The sequence below is a fragment of the Shimia ponticola genome (genome assembly GCF_007995215.1).
In the GTDB taxonomy this organism is placed as follows: domain Bacteria; phylum Pseudomonadota; class Alphaproteobacteria; order Rhodobacterales; family Rhodobacteraceae; genus Shimia_B; species Shimia_B ponticola.
The window spans coordinates 94,519-109,675 of record NZ_VCDK01000001.1; the positions used below are offsets into that span (position 1 = coordinate 94,519).

General features: G+C 59.8%; 12 protein-coding genes. 11 read left to right on the forward strand and 1 reads right to left on the reverse strand.

All coding sequences use genetic code 11. The features are described from left to right. Nucleotides 1-22: 22 nt before the first annotated feature. From FE702_RS00490 to FE702_RS00520, 7 genes are all read left to right on the forward strand, one after another. Nucleotides 23-2,473: an FAD-dependent oxidoreductase gene (locus FE702_RS00490; RefSeq protein WP_147124259.1), complete on the forward strand. Its 2,451-nt coding sequence runs from the start codon at nt 23-25 to the stop codon at nt 2,471-2,473. Then, entirely contained in the window at nt 2,470-3,054 is a 585-nt protein-coding gene (locus tag FE702_RS00495) for a dimethylsulfonioproprionate lyase family protein (RefSeq protein ID WP_147124260.1), read from the forward strand. The genes FE702_RS00490 and FE702_RS00495 overlap by 4 nt, the downstream gene beginning before the upstream one ends. Beyond that, nucleotides 3,051-4,157 carry a mandelate racemase/muconate lactonizing enzyme family protein gene (locus FE702_RS00500; protein WP_147124261.1) on the forward strand — a complete coding sequence of 369 codons (1,107 nt, stop codon included), beginning with the start codon at nt 3,051-3,053 and terminating at the stop codon, nt 4,155-4,157. Before FE702_RS00495 ends, FE702_RS00500 begins: the two co-directional genes overlap by 4 nt. Further along, complete coding sequence (locus FE702_RS00505; protein WP_147124262.1) at nt 4,154-5,260, forward strand: mandelate racemase/muconate lactonizing enzyme family protein; 1,107 nt, start codon at nt 4,154-4,156, stop codon at nt 5,258-5,260. The genes FE702_RS00500 and FE702_RS00505 overlap by 4 nt, the downstream gene beginning before the upstream one ends. Beyond that, nucleotides 5,257-6,357, forward strand: a complete 1,101-nt coding sequence (locus FE702_RS00510) for a mandelate racemase/muconate lactonizing enzyme family protein (protein ID WP_147124263.1) — start codon at nt 5,257-5,259, stop codon at nt 6,355-6,357. Before FE702_RS00505 ends, FE702_RS00510 begins: the two co-directional genes overlap by 4 nt. 2 nt (nt 6,358-6,359) lie before the next feature. Then, on the forward strand, nt 6,360-7,631 hold the full coding sequence (locus tag FE702_RS00515) for an aspartate aminotransferase family protein (protein WP_147124264.1): 1,272 nt from the start codon (nt 6,360-6,362) through the stop codon (nt 7,629-7,631). 222 nt (nt 7,632-7,853) lie between these two features. Continuing rightward, on the forward strand, nt 7,854-8,333 hold the full coding sequence (locus FE702_RS00520) for an RNA polymerase sigma factor (RefSeq protein WP_255449534.1): 480 nt from the start codon (nt 7,854-7,856) through the stop codon (nt 8,331-8,333). Here the strand turns inward: FE702_RS00520 and FE702_RS00525 are convergent. Further along, nucleotides 8,330-8,914 carry an anti-sigma factor gene (locus FE702_RS00525; protein ID WP_147124265.1) on the reverse strand — a complete coding sequence of 195 codons (585 nt, stop codon included), beginning with the start codon at nt 8,912-8,914 and terminating at the stop codon, nt 8,330-8,332. The genes FE702_RS00520 and FE702_RS00525 overlap by 4 nt on opposite strands. Nucleotides 8,915-9,011: 97 nt before the next feature. Between FE702_RS00525 and FE702_RS00530 the strand changes: the two genes are divergently transcribed. From FE702_RS00530 to FE702_RS00545, 4 genes are all read left to right on the forward strand, one after another. Continuing rightward, nucleotides 9,012-10,196 carry a S8 family serine peptidase gene (locus FE702_RS00530; RefSeq protein ID WP_147124266.1) on the forward strand — a complete coding sequence of 395 codons (1,185 nt, stop codon included), beginning with the start codon at nt 9,012-9,014 and terminating at the stop codon, nt 10,194-10,196. An 86-nt stretch (nt 10,197-10,282) separates the two neighbouring features. Then, on the forward strand, nt 10,283-11,179 hold the full coding sequence (locus FE702_RS00535) for a LysR family transcriptional regulator (protein ID WP_147124267.1): 897 nt from the start codon (nt 10,283-10,285) through the stop codon (nt 11,177-11,179). A 95-nt stretch (nt 11,180-11,274) separates the two neighbouring features. Beyond that, nucleotides 11,275-13,353: a hydantoinase/oxoprolinase family protein gene (locus tag FE702_RS00540; protein WP_147124268.1), complete on the forward strand. Its 2,079-nt coding sequence runs from the start codon at nt 11,275-11,277 to the stop codon at nt 13,351-13,353. Nucleotides 13,354-13,356: 3 nt separating this feature from the next. Then, a complete protein-coding gene (locus tag FE702_RS00545; RefSeq protein WP_147124269.1) occupies nt 13,357-15,066 on the forward strand; it encodes a hydantoinase B/oxoprolinase family protein in 1,710 nt (569 codons plus the stop codon). Nucleotides 15,067-15,157: the final 91 nt, after the last annotated feature.

Below are 15,157 nucleotides of genomic sequence, written 5' to 3' on the forward strand. Positions count from 1 at the left end.
ATTTTTGAGTCGGGAGATCGCCATGGCGACCGAATTTCCAACACAGGCACGCGTGGTCATCGTCGGCGGTGGCGTTATGGGTGTTGGGCTGGCCTATCATCTGGGTCATGAGGGGTGGGGCGACGATACCGTCCTGCTGGAAAAGGCCGAATTGACGAGCGGCTCTACATGGCACGCGGCGGGGCAAATCACTCATTCGACCAGTAGTTTTGGCCTTGGCAAATGCGTCGACTACAACATCGGCCTTTATTCTGGTGGTCTTGAGGCTGAGACCGGGCAGGCGGTAACGTGGCACGGCTGCGGCTCGTTCCGCTTAGCCTATACCGAGGACGAGATGGACTGGCTGCGCCACACGCTGTCCGTGGGTCGGTCGCTTGGCTTCAACATCGAACTGGTCGGCACCGACAAAATTGCCGAACTGCATCCGTTCTATAACCTCGACGGTGTCTTGGGCGCGCTGCACACCCCCGATGATGGCCACGTTGATCCGACCAATGTGACCATGGCGATGGCCGCAGGCGCGCGCCAAAAGGGCGTGCGTATCATCCGCAACTGCCGCGCAACGAACATCACGCAGGCCGATAACGGCGAATGGATTGTAGAAACCGAGCAAGGCACGATCCGGTGCGAGCATGTGGTGAACGCAGGTGGCACATACGCGCGCCAGATGGGCGAATGGTCGGGGCTGCAGCTGCCCATGACGTCGATGACGCACCACTACTTTGTGACCGAACCGGTGCCAGAGTTTGCGGACTTGTCCGAGGAATTACCTGTCATCCGCGATGACAAGAAGGTGTCGGGTTACATCCGGATGGAGCAGAAACGCGGCCTGATCGGGATTTATGAAAAGGAAAACCCAAACTCCGTTTGGCACGATCATTGCCCGTGGGAGTATGAGAACTGGCTCTTTGACGCCGATTATGACCGGGTGATGCCGTATCTTGAGGAAAGCCTGAACCGCATGCCGATCTTTGCGGAACTGGGCATTCAGCGTGAGGTACATGGCGCGATCAGTCACCCGCCGGATGGCAATCCGCTGATCGGTCCGGCCCCAGGCGTGCGCAACTACTGGTGCTGCTGCGGGACACAGATCGGCATCGGTTGGGGACCCGGCCTGACCCGCGAGTTGGCACGTTGGATGGTGCACGGGGCGGCTGACATTTCCATGCGTGAATACGATCCGCGCCGCTTTGGTAGCTACGCGACCAAGGATTGGCAGGTTGTGAAGGCAGAGGAGGACTACTGCCTGCGCCACGAGATCCCGTTCCCGCATTTCAACCGTCTGGCTGGGCGTCCTATCAAGCCGTCACCGCTGCATGAGCTGCTGAAATCCAAAGGTGCGGTGCACGAAGAGGTCTATGGGTTCGAACGCCCCCGGTTCTTTGCCAAAGGGATTGAACAGCGCGACCACTATTCCTTTAACCGCACTCCGGTCGATGACATGGTTGCGTCCGAGGTGAAGGCCGTACGTGAGGGCGTTGGCATCATTGATGTGACGGCCTTTACCAAGGTCGAGGTATCGGGACCCGACGCCTACGCCTTGCTGGATCGGTTGACCGCCAACCGGATGCCGCAAAAGGATGGGTCGATCACGCTGACCCACATGCTGAACCGCAGGGGTCGGATCGAACTTGAGACGACCATCGTCCGGATGGCCGCGGATCGGTTCTATCTCGTTTGCGCCGCATTCTTTGAACAGCGTTTGCTGGATCATCTGGCCGCGCAAATGAACGGTGAAGACGCGACCGTGACAGCATTGTCGGCGGAATGGTCCGCTCTGGCGATCAACGGTCCACTGTCGCGTGACGTGCTGGGTTCCTGCACGGATGCAGACCTGTCAAATGCGGCTTTCCGCTGGTTGTCGGCGCAAGAGATCACGGTCGCCGGTCACAAGATCTGGGCGATGCGCGTGTCCTATGCTGGTGAGCTGGGCTGGGAGCTTCATATGCCGAACGCCGCCTGCCTTGATGTCTATCAGGCGCTTTGGGCGGCGGGTGAGCCGATGGGCATTGCTGATTACGGCAGTTTTGCCATGAACGTCATGCGTATGGAAAAGGGCTTCAAGGGGGCAGGGGAACTGACCAACGAAGTCACCTTGGCCGAAGCGGATGTTTTACGGTTTGCGCGGTCGGACAAAGACTATCTGGGGCGCAACAAGACGCTGAACACCGATCTGCCATGGGTCTGTGCCTACCTTGAGATCGACCCTGACGGCGTGGCCGATGGCCATGGCGGCGAGGCTGTGATGCTGGATGGCAAGGTTGTTGGATCGACGGCCTCGGTTGCCTTTGGCCCGACTGTCGGCAAGATTTTGGCCTTTGCCTATATCAAACCCGCTGCTGCGGAACCGGGAACGGAGCTTGAAGTCGTGATCCATGGGGAGCCACGTCCAGCACGCGTGCTGGCGGAACCTGCCTATGATCCGCAAAGCCTTCTGCCGCGCACCGATGCCCAAAAGGTTGCCGCGGAGTGAGCAGAGTTCAGCGCCTCCTTGACGCGGTGCGGAAACTCCATGAGGCGACGCCGGAATTGATGGCCTATGCCCCGTGGCCAGATGATCTGTCTGCGCAGCAGGTGATGCCGCATCCTTGTCCTGTTGCGCAGACAATGGGTGACCGCAAACTGCCGGGAAGTCGTTCAACGCGCCCAGTCATCCAGGCGCTTCGGGCGGCGACGCCGGATCTGGAGTGGCGACAGACCTATTCAGAGGCAGAGGTGGGCGCAGAGTTTCTGCAAACCTACGGCTATGTCGAACTGTTCGGTCCCGGCGGGCATTTCCGGTCGCGAAAACTCCGTGGCTATATCGGGTTCTGGGGGCCGGGATTGACCTATGATTGGCACGCCCATGAGGCTGAGGAACTCTACTTCACTTTGTCCGGCAATGCTGTGTTTTGCGCGCACGGTGCGCCGAACGTCATGCTGCGTACCGGTCAAGCGCGCGCGCATCACAGCAATCAACCCCATCTCATGGTGACCCTTGACCGGCCATATCTCGCATACGCCGTCTGGCGCGGGGCCGGGATGGAGGGCCTGCCCAAGATGGTGGCGTCATGAAGATCACCCGCATCCGCGTGTTCAAAACGGACCTGCCCTATGTGGGCGGGGCGTATCTTTGGGGCGCGGGGAATGCCATCACCGTCGCGCGGGCCAGTGTTGTCGTGATCGACACCGATGCCGGATTGCAAGGCTGCGGAGAATTCACGCCCTGCGGTGAAAACTACATGGTGGCCCATTCCGAAGGGGTGGAGGCGTTCGCCCGTTTGGCCGCAAATGCTTTGCTAGGCGAAGACCCCCGGCAAGTCGCACGCATCGAACGGATCATGGATCATGTCGTGCAGGGGCATGGCTATGCCAAAGCCCCCTTTGATGCGGCCTGTTGGGATATTCTCGGGAAAGCGTGCGATCAGCCTGTTTGGATGATGATTGGGGGCAAGCTCACCGACGGGGCGCCGATGTACCGGGTCGCCCCGCAAAAGGCGACGGATGAGACAGTGGCCGAAATGAAGCGCTATCGCGACCAAGGGTATCGCCAGTTTCAGATCAAGGTTGGCAGCGACTGGGCGAGCGACATTGACCGCATCAGAACAGGTGTCAGCCTGCTTGAACCCGGTGAAAAGGCGATGGCGGATGCCAATCAGGGCTGGCGCGTCGACAATGCGATCCGCGTTGCGCGCGCGACCAAGGACCTCGACTACATCCTTGAACAACCCTGTCGCACCTATGAGGAATGTCAGCAGGTCCGGCGCGTCGCCGAGCAGCCTATGAAGCTGGATGAATGCGTCACGGGGATTGAGGCCGCTCAACGGATCGTCGCAGATCGTGGAGCCGAGATCTGTTGTCTGAAGATTTCGAACCTTGGCGGCCTGTCAAAGGCGCGGCGCGTTCGCGATTATCTGATCGACAACCGTATTCCTGTGGTCAGCGAGGACACGTGGGGCGGGGAAATCACCTCTGCGGTTGTGGCACATTTCGCGGCCTCGACGCCCGAAGAATACCTGCAAAACACCACCGACCTCATGAACTACAACACGGCATCGACAGGGGTTGGTGGCCCCATTGCAAAGGCTGGGCGTCTTTTTGCGACCGATACACCGGGGTTGGGTGTCGCGCCTGACTTCGACAGCCTTGGTGCGCCTGTGGCGGAGTACGCCTCATGAAGATCACACGCATCACTGTTTATCAGGTCGATCTACCGCTCGAGCATCCATACTGGCTTTCTGGTGGGCGGCTGAAATTTGAAACGCTCGACGCGACCTTCGTCAAACTCGAAACCGACGAGGGGCTAGTCGGTTGGGGCGAAGGCACACCATGGGGGCATACCTATGTGCCCGCGCACGGGCCGGGCATTCGTGCCGGGATTGAAACGATGGCCCCATTCATCATCGGGCTTGATCCGCGCCGGGTGCTGGATGTCGAGCGGGCGATGGATCTTGCGTTGCCGGGGCATCTATATGCGAAGGGCCCAATCGACATGGCCTGTTGGGATATTGCCGGTCAGGCGGCGGGCTTGCCCATCGCAGACCTGATGGGCGGGGGCTCACGGACGCCTCGCCCGATCGCTTCATCAGTTGGAGCGAAAACCATTGAAGAAACGCGCGAAGTGATCGCGCGGTATCGGGCGCGCGGGTATATTGCGCATTCGGTCAAGATTGGCGGTGACGTCGCGCGGGATATTGCGCGCATTCGTGACGTTGAAGGGCTGAAACAACCCGGTGACATCATGCTCTATGATGTGAACCGAGGCTGGACTCGGCCTCAGGCGATGGCCGTCTTGCGAGCGGTCGAAGATCTGAATGTCATGGTCGAACAACCCTGCGAAACGCTGGATGACATCGCAGCCATTGCACCACGTCATGCGACACCCGTGTCCGTCGACGAAAGCCTTGTGACACCGCAGGACGCAGCCCGCATCGCACGCGATGGCGTAGCAGAAATCTTTGGCATCAAGCTGAACCGCGTTGGCGGCCTGACCAAAGCGGCCCGCATGCGGGACATCGCGCTGGCCCATGGCATCGACATGTTTGTCATGGCGACCGGTGGATCGGTTCTGGCTGATACCGAGGCGCTGCATCTGGCCGCCACCATCCCCGACGCAAATTGCCACGCGGTCTGGGCCTGTCAGGACATGATCACGGTCGATGTCGCATCTGGGCGCGGACCAAGGAACATAGACGGTCATCTGCATTTGCCCGAGGCTCCAGGCCTTGGCGTACATCCCGATGAAGAGGCGCTGGGCAACCCAGTGGCAAGCTACCAATGAAGATCACGAAACTCACGCTCTGGTCCGTCGATCTGACCAGCCACGCCACCTATTACATGGCCGAGGGGAAAACCTGTGACACCGTGGTGTCCCATGTGCTGTGCCTTGAAACCGACACAGGTCTGCGCGGTTGGGGCGAGGTGTGTCCGATCCCGCATTACCTGCCAGCGTTTGCAGGTGGCATTCCCAGCGCTGTGTCTGAGATGGCTGAGGTGCTGATCGGTGCTGACCCAATGGGTGTCGAGGCGTTGATGGCGCGGTTGGATGCCTATTTGGTGGGGCATCTTGGAGCGAAATCCGTGGTGGATATGGCGCTCTGGGATCTCTACGGGCAAGCCGTAGATCAACCTCTCTACACGCTGCTTGGTGGTCGTCGGATGGCGGATATGCCGCTTTATCATTCGATCACCTGTGTGGCCCCGGATGAGATGGCTCGTATCGCGCGCGAAGCGCAGGCCACCGGCATCAAGCAATTTCAGGTCAAGCTGGGCGCAGATGCTGATTGGGCGGCTGATGCGGAGCGCTTGATCAAGGTGCGCGAGGCGGTGGGGCATGGCCCGATTGTCTACGGAGATTGGAATTGTGGCGCGACCAAGCTGCACGCAACACGCGTCGGGCGGGCTGTCGCCCATCTCGACATCATGCTCGAACAGCCCTGCAAAACGCTCGAAGACTGCGCCGCCGTGCGTCAGGCGAGCGGGCTTCCGATGAAGATCGACGAGTTGGCCTATGATCAGGCGTCGCTCTTGCAGGCGCGTGCGCTTGGTGTGCTGGATGCTGTCGCTCTGAAACTGTCCAAGTTCGGTGGGATTTCCGCGATGCGCCGTTGCCGTGACCTGACGGTCCATCTGGGCGCAGAGATTTGCGCCGAATGTACCTGGGGGTCCGACATCGTCACGGCGGCATCGCTGCATTTTGCGGCGTCAACGCCACCTGCAAACCTGCTCAATACCTGCGATTTGTCGTCCTATGTCGGTCCGCGCCTTTGCCCGGACGCGCCAGTGCGTCAGAATGGCCGTATTGCCCCGCCCGAAGGTCCGGGCTTGGGCGTCACACCTGACCAATCCGTCCTCGGGACGCCCGTCTTGGAGCTTTGACCATGCAGATTGTTCATTCTCAGGCTGACTGGATCGCCCGGGCCACAGAAGTGTTGCCCGCTGCAGGCTTTGGCAACTTTGACCCCGGCATCATGATCGCCCGGGGGCAGGGAAGCCGGGTGTGGGACGAGGACGGCAAAGAGTATGTCGATTACCTGATTGGGTCCGGCCCTATGCTATTAGGGCATGGTCACCCGGAGGTGATGGAGGCTGTCCTGGAACAACTGCCCAAGGGCATGACGTTCTTTGCCAATAACGCCGCAGGTGTCGCGTTGGCCGAAGCCATTGTTCAGGCCGTGCCGTGTTGCGAACAGGTCCGATTTGTGGCTTCGGGCGGAGAGGCGGATATGTACGCCATCCGTCTGGCCCGCGCCTATACAGGCCGCGACAAGATCCTGAAATTCGAAGGCGGCTATCACGGGATGAGCGCTGAGGCTCAGATGAGCCTAGCGCCAGCCAAGCGGGTGAATTTCCCACAGGCTGTGCCGGATAGCGCGGGCATTCCACAAGGCGTCGCCGATCAAATGCTGATTGCGCCGTTCAATGATCTCGCCGCCGTCGAGGCGCTTTTGGTGGAGCATGATGACGTGGCTGCGATCATCGCCGAGCCGCTTCAGCGGATCATCCCGGCCGAGCCAGGCTTTCTGCAGGGACTGCGCGATCTTTGTACCAAGCACAACGTCTTGCTGATCTTTGATGAAATCGTGACCGGGTTCCGATTGGCCTATGGCGGTGCGCAAGAACGCTATGGCGTCACGCCGGACATCTGTACCTTGGGCAAGATCATCGGTGGCGGTTTTCCATTGGCAGCCCTCGGCGCAAGCCGCGAGATCATGGATCACTTTGACAAGGCGCGCGTCGGTGCGGAAGGCTGGCTCATGCAATTGGGGACGCTCTCGGGCAACCCCGTGGCATCGGTTGCTGGGTTGAAAACCATGGAAGTTTTGGCGCGGGACGGTGCCTATGACACCCTTCGGGACGTGGGTCGTGATCTGCAAGACATGCAAACGACGGCGCTGAGCGATGCTGGCATTCCGCATCAGATCGTCGGTGATGAGACGCTGTTCGACATCTTTTTCACAGATCAGACCTGCCGAGACTACCGCAGCGCGGCGCATGACGATCCTGAGAGAAATTCCACCTATAACCGCGTGCTGCGTGAACACGGTGTCTTCAAATCACCGGGCAAGCTTTATCCTTCGCTTGCAATCACCGCCGATGATCTGGACCTGACACGGCGTGCCGTGCAGGCGGCTGTTGCGGCGATTGCCTAGACGGTCGCTTGCTTTTTCGCGCCCAATTGCGGGGTGCCGTTTGAACAGGCATGGTCTGGCGAACCACGTGTTTGTCATCTGCGCGGGTTAGAAATCCTTTGCGTCTGATGCCGGGATTGGGCGAAACACCAGTGTGAGTTCCCAAACCGGAGACGCAGGCGCGTGTCAGACCTGTCGGATGCCGATCTTTTAAGCAGAATTTCCAAAGGCGACACCGCTGCGATGCGTCTGTTTTACGATCGCTATCATGCACGCCTTCACGGGTTCTTGCGCGGTCGCGGTGCGGCACCTGATGAAGCCGACGATGCAATCCATGACACCATGCTTGCCGTCTGGAAGACGGCAGACCGGTTCGAAGGCGCAAGCTCGGCTCGGTCGTGGCTCTTTTCAATTGCACGAAATCGGTTTGTCGACCGAACGCGGAAAACGGCGCGGCTTTCCTTTGTTGATGAAGTGCCCGACTGCATGGACGAAGCCTCAACGCCGGAGGAAGTCACAATGGCGGCGTCTGACGCCGACCGCGTGCGACGGTGCTTGGAAAACCTCAAGCCGGATCACCGCACTGTCCTGCGATTGTTGTTCTACGAAGACCTCAGCATCGCCGATGTGAGCGAGATCGAAGGCGTGCCTGAAGGCACGGTGAAATCCAGAATCTTTCACGCCAAACGGTTGATGATGAACTGTTTGGGCAAGCGCGATTAGTTCGGCGAGACGTTTTGCACGAGCGTTGAGCGGTCGCGCAATACTGTCATAGCAGCATCGCGCGCGGCCTCATCAGCAAAGCTGACACGGAACAGCCCAATCGCACCGGGGCCGTCCACGATGGTACCGTCGATTTCGGACAAAACCGCGATGACATCTGCCAACTCTGCCGTTTCGGCAAAGACGATCTGCAAAACAGGGCCTGCCGTTTCCGCAGATACGGGTGTGAAACCAGTGCCGTCGGTGCCAGAGAGTTCTGGAACGACCAGCATCTGCCAAAGCCCCACGGCAACGACCACTGCGGCGGCCGTTTGCGCCAAGGATCGCCAAACAGGCCTGTTGTCGTTGGCCGCAACGGGTGCCTTTGACGTGGCAATCTCTTGTTCCAGCCGCGCCCAACCCTGTGCGGACCTGCCAGAGGCGGTCGCGTCATCCTGATCGAACACAGTGTTCATTCCGCGTGCCATTGCGACTTCTGCGGCCAAGGCGGAATTTGATGACATCTCGGCTTCGAAAGCGTCGCGCGTGGACTGGTCCAAGCGCCCGTTCAGGTAGCCACTGATCTTTTCATCATCGGTCATCGTCATCCTCCTAAAGGACACCGTGCTGATTTGGCATCCATAACAGGGTCGTCCCGGTCTGCGGATCGGTTCAAAATATAATTGAACCAATCCCGTGATGGCTCGACTAATTGAGAACAACAAGGGGGCAATCATGCTGGCATTGCTATTTCGATTGAAAACGTCGCGCTGGGGCTTGCTCCTGTTTATCGTGCTGCTGTCATCATGTGGTCCGATCAATGGCGGGGCGTCCGGCAGCGGCGGTGGCGTGACCGAAGAGGGCCGCGTTTATGCGCTCGTCCACGAAGAAGCGGCGGTGGCACGGGTGGCGCAGGCCGCGCGGGCGTTGGGCTACACTCCTGAGACCGCGCAGCAATTGACCGCGCTCGGGCTTTGGATGGTACCTGTCGATCTGCCGTCGCCGGTCACCGGGTCGGAGGCGATCCAAGCCATTGAGGCATCCGTGCCGGAGGCCACCGTTGGTGTGAACCATGCCTACCGCCTTCAGGTTACCGGGCCTGCGCATGGGTCACTGATGAATTTTGCCAACACGCTCATCGCTTGGCCGAATGAGCCCTGCCGCGCGAGGCGCAAGATCGGCCTGATCGACGGGCCCGTCGATGCCAGCATCGGGGCGCTCAAGACGGTTGATGTCCGCGCCGCGCGTTTTGTCGGCACCGATAACCCCGAGGCCGCCCGTCACGGAACCGAGGTTGCCGCCATCCTGTCTGATCCGACACGGTTGCAGAATGTCGAGTTGTATTCGGCCAATGTGGTCGCATCGGACCCGACCGGTGACCCGGTCGCAGGCGCAGCCGAGATGGTTCAGGCCCTTGATTGGCTGGCTTCATCGGATGTGAAGATCGTGTCGGTGTCACTTGCGGGGCCGTATAACAAGTTGCTTGATCTGGCCGTGAAGGCCGCAAGCGCGCGTGGAGTGCAGATCGTTGCCGCCGTTGGCAATTCGGGGCCAAGCGCTGCGCCGCAATTCCCGGCGGCCTTTCCGGATGTTGTTGCGGTGACGGCGGTTGATGCGCGCGAGCGGATTTTCCGGTCGGCAGGGCGTGGCACCCATGTTGATATTGCTGCCGCAGGCGTCGACGTGTTTGTGCCGACTGGCGCAAACGGGCGCTTCGTCAGCGGTACATCCGTCGCCACGCCAATGGTCGCAGCCAGCCTTGCAGCACAAGATCGGCTTGATCCAAAGGCGCTTTTTGCGGCCGCGCGCGATCTGGGGCCACGCGGCAAGGACACTGTGTTTGGGCACGGCTTGCTTCAGGCGGCATCTGTTTGCGGCGGATGAGAAGCACGATGACGTAGTGCGTGGAAGGATGCGCGCCGGCTTGGGGCCGATTGAGATGATAGCATTTCTTTATCTATACTGTTTGCATGATAAAGAACCGGATCACGCTCAAACAGCTTGAAGCCTTCGTCTGTGTGTCAAACGAAGGCAGCTTTCGCCGCGCTGCTGATCTGTTGGGAACTACGCAACCAAACATCTCTGTTCGGATCGCCGCGCTGGAAGACACGCTTGGGGCAGTGCTCTTGCTGCGCGACAGGGGGGCGGTGCGGTTGACAGCGCGCGGCAAAGACCTCTTGCCGCTGGCGCGGGACGTGTTGCGCGGCACGGAACGGTTTGTGACCGAGGCCGAGCGGGCCGATCTGATCACGGATCGTTTGCGATTGGGTGTGACCGAACTGATTGCTGCGACTTGGCTGAACGATTTTCTGGGTGCGTTTGGGCGGGTATACCCGGCGATCCGCGTGGAGCTGACAGTTGATGTGTCCCATGCGATCTCGGCGGCACAGGAGACTGGCGACATTGATCTTGCGATCCTTAACCAAACCGCCCCTGACGCGAGGTTTGCCAGCGTTCCGGTCGGTTCGGATAGCTACGTCTGGACGGTCAGCCCTGCACAAAAGGGATGTCTCATTGGCACAGTGACGCTGAACGATGTGTTCGGCACAACGGTCCTGACACATGGTCGGTCCACCGTCGCGTCGGTGGATTTGCGGGCAGAAGCCAAGCGTCGGGGCCTGCCTGTTGATCGGATTGCCCACTCAAACAGTCTGACGGCCAGTTTGGGCATGGTGCGCGGCGGTATGGGCGTGGGCTTGTTGCCTGCACGCCTGTGTGCGGAAGCCTTGATGGACGGCACTTTGTGGGAGATCACTGTGGATTGGACACCACCCGCCTTGGCCTTTGTCGCCCAATATGATGCGGCGCGTTCGGCTGACTTCGTGGCGCAGGCTGCGGCAATCGCTTCCGAGATCGGCACGGCATAAAGAAATTTTATCGCCCTTTGTGAATTAATCAATTTGTGCGCGGCCCAGCTTGCCAACTACCCTTGCGGTGAACTTTGCATGGAAGGACCGTCTGCGTGGCACGATCATCAATTCGCATGGGCGTCGATATTGGCGGCACGTTTACGGATGTCGTGCTGGAACGGGACGGTGCGATCACGTCCACCAAGGTTCTGACAACCTATTCTGCGCCTGAGGATGCCATCATCGAAGGCATGCATGCGGTCTGCAAAAAGGCCGGGATTGCCGCTGGTGATATCGGCCAAATCATTCATGGGACAACTTTGGCAACCAACGCCTTGATCGAACGGCGTGGGGCAAAGACGGCGCTGATCACCACACAAGGCTTCCGCGATGTCATCGAGATGCGGACAGAGAGCCGGTTTGAACAATATGATTTGAACCTTGTGCTGCCCGACCCGCTTTTGCCGCGGCACATGCGTTTCACAGTGCCAGAACGGGTAAATGCGCAGGGCGAGGTCATGATCCCGCTCGACCCAGCGCAGATTGAGCCAGTTGTGGACCAGATCGCAGTGGCTGGCTTTGATAGCGTCGCCATTGGTTTGATCCACTCTTACCTGAACCCATCGCACGAAGAGATGATCCGCGACGTGCTGCGCCAGCGGCTGCCTCATGTGGCGGTGTCGATTTCCTCCGAGGTCAGCCCGCAGATGCGGGAATACGAACGCTTCAATACTGTCGTCGCCAACGCATATATCAAACCGCTCATGGCCTCTTATCTTGGCCGTCTGGAAGACCGGCTCAAGGCAGAGGGCGTCGATTGCCGTATCTTCCTGATGCATTCGGGCGGCGGGATCATGTCGATCGCGGATGCGGCCGAGTTTCCGGTTCGGCTGGTTGAGTCGGGTCCTGCAGGCGGGGCAGTCTTTGCGGCCGATATCGCTGCGCGTTACGGCTTGGACAAGGTTTTGTCGTTCGACATGGGCGGCACCACTGCCAAGATTTGCCTGATCAAGAACCAGACCCCCAAGACCAGCCGTGTTTTTGAGGTCGCGCGGACCTACAGGTTCAAGAAAGGGTCCGGCATGCCGATCTCGATCCCGGTGATCGACATGGTCGAAATCGGAGCAGGCGGCGGCAGCCTTGCGCATGTCGACGGCATGCGCCAGATCCGTGTCGGCCCCGAAAGCGCAGGGTCAGAACCTGGGCCAGCCTGTTATGGGCGCGGGGGGGTGCGGCCCGCTGTGACGGATGCCGATCTTGTCTTGGGCAAATTGGACCCTGACGGTTTTGCAGGCGGAGCGATCCAATTGAGCGCGAAAGCCTCTCAGGCCGCATTGGTCAGCTCTGTTGGTGAGGCATTGGATATGGAGGCCGTTGAGGCGGCGTTCGGAGTTGCGGAGGTCGTTGATGAGAACATGGCCAATGCGGCCCGTGTTCATGCCGTCGAAAACGGTGAAGACCTGAGCGAATACACAATGATCGCCTTTGGCGGCGCAGCGCCCCTGCATGCCGGGCGGCTTTGCGAAAAGCTGGGGGTTGAGCGGCTTCTGGTTCCGCCGGGTGCCGGGGTGGGTTCGGCCATCGGGTTCCTGCGCGCGCCGTTCAGTTTCGAGGCCAACAGATCAGTTTACATGAAATTGAGTGCCTTTGAGCCTGACACCATTCGCGCATTGCTCGTTGAGCTTAAGGACGAGGCCACAGGTTTTGTGCGCACCTGTGACGCCGACAGCCCGATCCTGTCGGAATTCAAGGTCTATATGCGCTACAGCGGACAGGGGTGGGAGATACCGATCCAATTGACCGAAGATCAGGCCATGCAACCCGATGCCGACGTCTTCGAGACGCGCTTCAAAGAGGACTACACGCGCCTCTTTGGACGCCCGGTCGAGGGGTTGGATATCGAGATCACTGTGTGGTCGGTCAACGCGACGACGCCCCCGCCGCCGGTTGAGCGCATTAAGGAGGCCGCGCAGGAAAGCCCCGCCAAGGTCAAAGCACATCGGTCGGTGTTTGATCCCGCCTTGGGCGCGTTTGCGGATGCGGCTGTTGTTGATCGTTCTGGTTTCGGCGTCGCAGAGGCCGCTGCAGGACCGGCAATCATTTTAGAGGATGAAACGACGATCATCGTTCCATCCAGCCGCAGCGCAACCTGCCAACCTGACGGCTGCATCGACGTGAATGTGAAAGGCTAACCCATGACACAGACACCTTCGAACGTCGCCTATCAGGTCATGTGGAACCGACTGATCTCGGTCGTTGAAGAACAGGCGCAAGCGCTTGTCAGAACTGCATTTTCAACATCAGTCCGCGAAGCGGGGGATTTGTCCGCCGGGGTCTACGACTGGCACGGCAACATGCTGGCACAGGCGGTCACCGGCACGCCGGGTCATGTGAATGCGATGGCGGATGCCGTGGCTCATTTTATCCGGCGCATTGGCCGGGACGCCATGGCCGAAGGAGATGTCTACATCACCAACGACCCGTGGGAGGGGACCGGTCACCTGCATGATATCACCATGGTCACGCCGTCCTTTCGAAACGGCACGCTTGTCGGCTTCTTTGCCTGCACGGCTCATATTGTCGACATCGGAGGCCGTGGCTTTGGCGCGGATGCCAACAGTGTCTATGAAGAGGGGCTCTATATCCCGATCATAAAATTTGCCGACGCGGGCAAAGTGGATGCCACCTTGGTCCGCATGATCCGAGGCAATGTCCGCGAACCGGATCAATTGATTGGCGACATCTATGCGCTCACCACATGCAACGAAATCGGGCATCGCCGCCTGATCGAGATGATGGACGAATTCGACCTTGACGATCTGGAAGGTATCGCCGGGTTCATCCTTGAGAATTCCCGACGCGCGACTCTGGATCGCATCGCCGCGCTGCCGCAGTCCGAGGCTGAAGGCAGCCTTACCGTCGACGGGTTCGACACGCCGATCACGCTGCGCGTCAAGGTCAGCGTGCGTGGTGATCATATTCTGACCGATTTCGCCGGGACGTCGGGCTTGGACAAGAAGGGCATCAATTGCCCGCTGGTCTATACCAAGGCCTACGCCTGTTACGCGCTTAAGGTCGCGATTGCACCCGAGATACCCAACAATGCCGCGTCGCTTGAGCCGTTCCGCGTGACGGCACCGGAAAACACTATCGTTCACGCATTGCATCCAGCCCCCGTGGCCTTGCGTCACATCGTTGGGCATTTCGTGCCGGACGCGGTTTTCAATGCCTTTGATCAGATCGTTCCGGGTCTGGTACCTGCCGAAGGCGCAGGTTGCCTTTGCAATTTTCAGGTGTCGTTGCGGCCACGCACGGACGCTACTGCGCCCGAGCATGCGCGTAGGTCTGAGGTGCTGACGTTTAACTCTGGCGGGTCCGGCGCGCGGCCCGATGTGGATGGTCTGAATGCCACAGCGTTTCCGTCAGGCGTGATGACGATGCCGATTGAGGCCACCGAACATGCAGGCCCGGTGATCATCTGGCGCAAGGAATTGCGTCCCGACAGCGGGGGCGCGGGTCAAATGCGTGGTGGTCTTGGGCAATACATGGAGGTCGGCGCCATGGAGGGGCATGAGTTCGATATTCAGGCCATGTTCGACCGCGTCGATCACCCTGCGCAAGGCCGCCGAGGTGGACTAGCCGGGGCGCCGACCACCATCGCGCGCGGTGATGGCACGCCGATGCGGGGTAAAGGCAAACAGTTCGTGCCGCACGGCGCGACTGTGCAAATGGCCTTTCCCGGTGGTGCAGGCTATGGCCCGCCAAAAGAGCGCGACAAGAGCCTTGCGAAACGCGATCTGATGCTGGGCTACATTTCGCCTAAGACCGCGCATGAGACCTATGGCCTGAGTGAAGAAGAGATCGCCGAGGTTGAGGAACGTATCAGGCGAGGACAGCCACTTTAGCCTGTCAAGTGCGCTGCACCCGACCTTTGCGCTTAACGCGCGCGTTAAGGAAATGCTTAGGAGAAGCACAAGAACTGTGCTAGCGACCTTT

Coding starts and splice junctions, on each gene's coding strand:
- FE702_RS00520 (WP_255449534.1), top strand. CDS start 7,854: ATGCGTCTGTTTTACGATCGCTATCATGCACGCCTTCACGGGTTCTTG.
- FE702_RS00510 (WP_147124263.1), top strand. CDS start 5,257: ATGAAGATCACGAAACTCACGCTCTGGTCCGTCGATCTGACCAGCCAC.
- FE702_RS00515 (WP_147124264.1), top strand. CDS start 6,360: ATGCAGATTGTTCATTCTCAGGCTGACTGGATCGCCCGGGCCACAGAA.
- FE702_RS00530 (WP_147124266.1), top strand. CDS start 9,012: ATGGCTCGACTAATTGAGAACAACAAGGGGGCAATCATGCTGGCATTG.
- FE702_RS00535 (WP_147124267.1), top strand. CDS start 10,283: ATGATAAAGAACCGGATCACGCTCAAACAGCTTGAAGCCTTCGTCTGT.
- FE702_RS00500 (WP_147124261.1), top strand. CDS start 3,051: ATGAAGATCACCCGCATCCGCGTGTTCAAAACGGACCTGCCCTATGTG.
- FE702_RS00545 (WP_147124269.1), top strand. CDS start 13,357: ATGACACAGACACCTTCGAACGTCGCCTATCAGGTCATGTGGAACCGA.
- FE702_RS00525 (WP_147124265.1), bottom strand. CDS start 8,914: ATGACCGATGATGAAAAGATCAGTGGCTACCTGAACGGGCGCTTGGAC.
- FE702_RS00490 (WP_147124259.1), top strand. CDS start 23: ATGGCGACCGAATTTCCAACACAGGCACGCGTGGTCATCGTCGGCGGT.
- FE702_RS00505 (WP_147124262.1), top strand. CDS start 4,154: ATGAAGATCACACGCATCACTGTTTATCAGGTCGATCTACCGCTCGAG.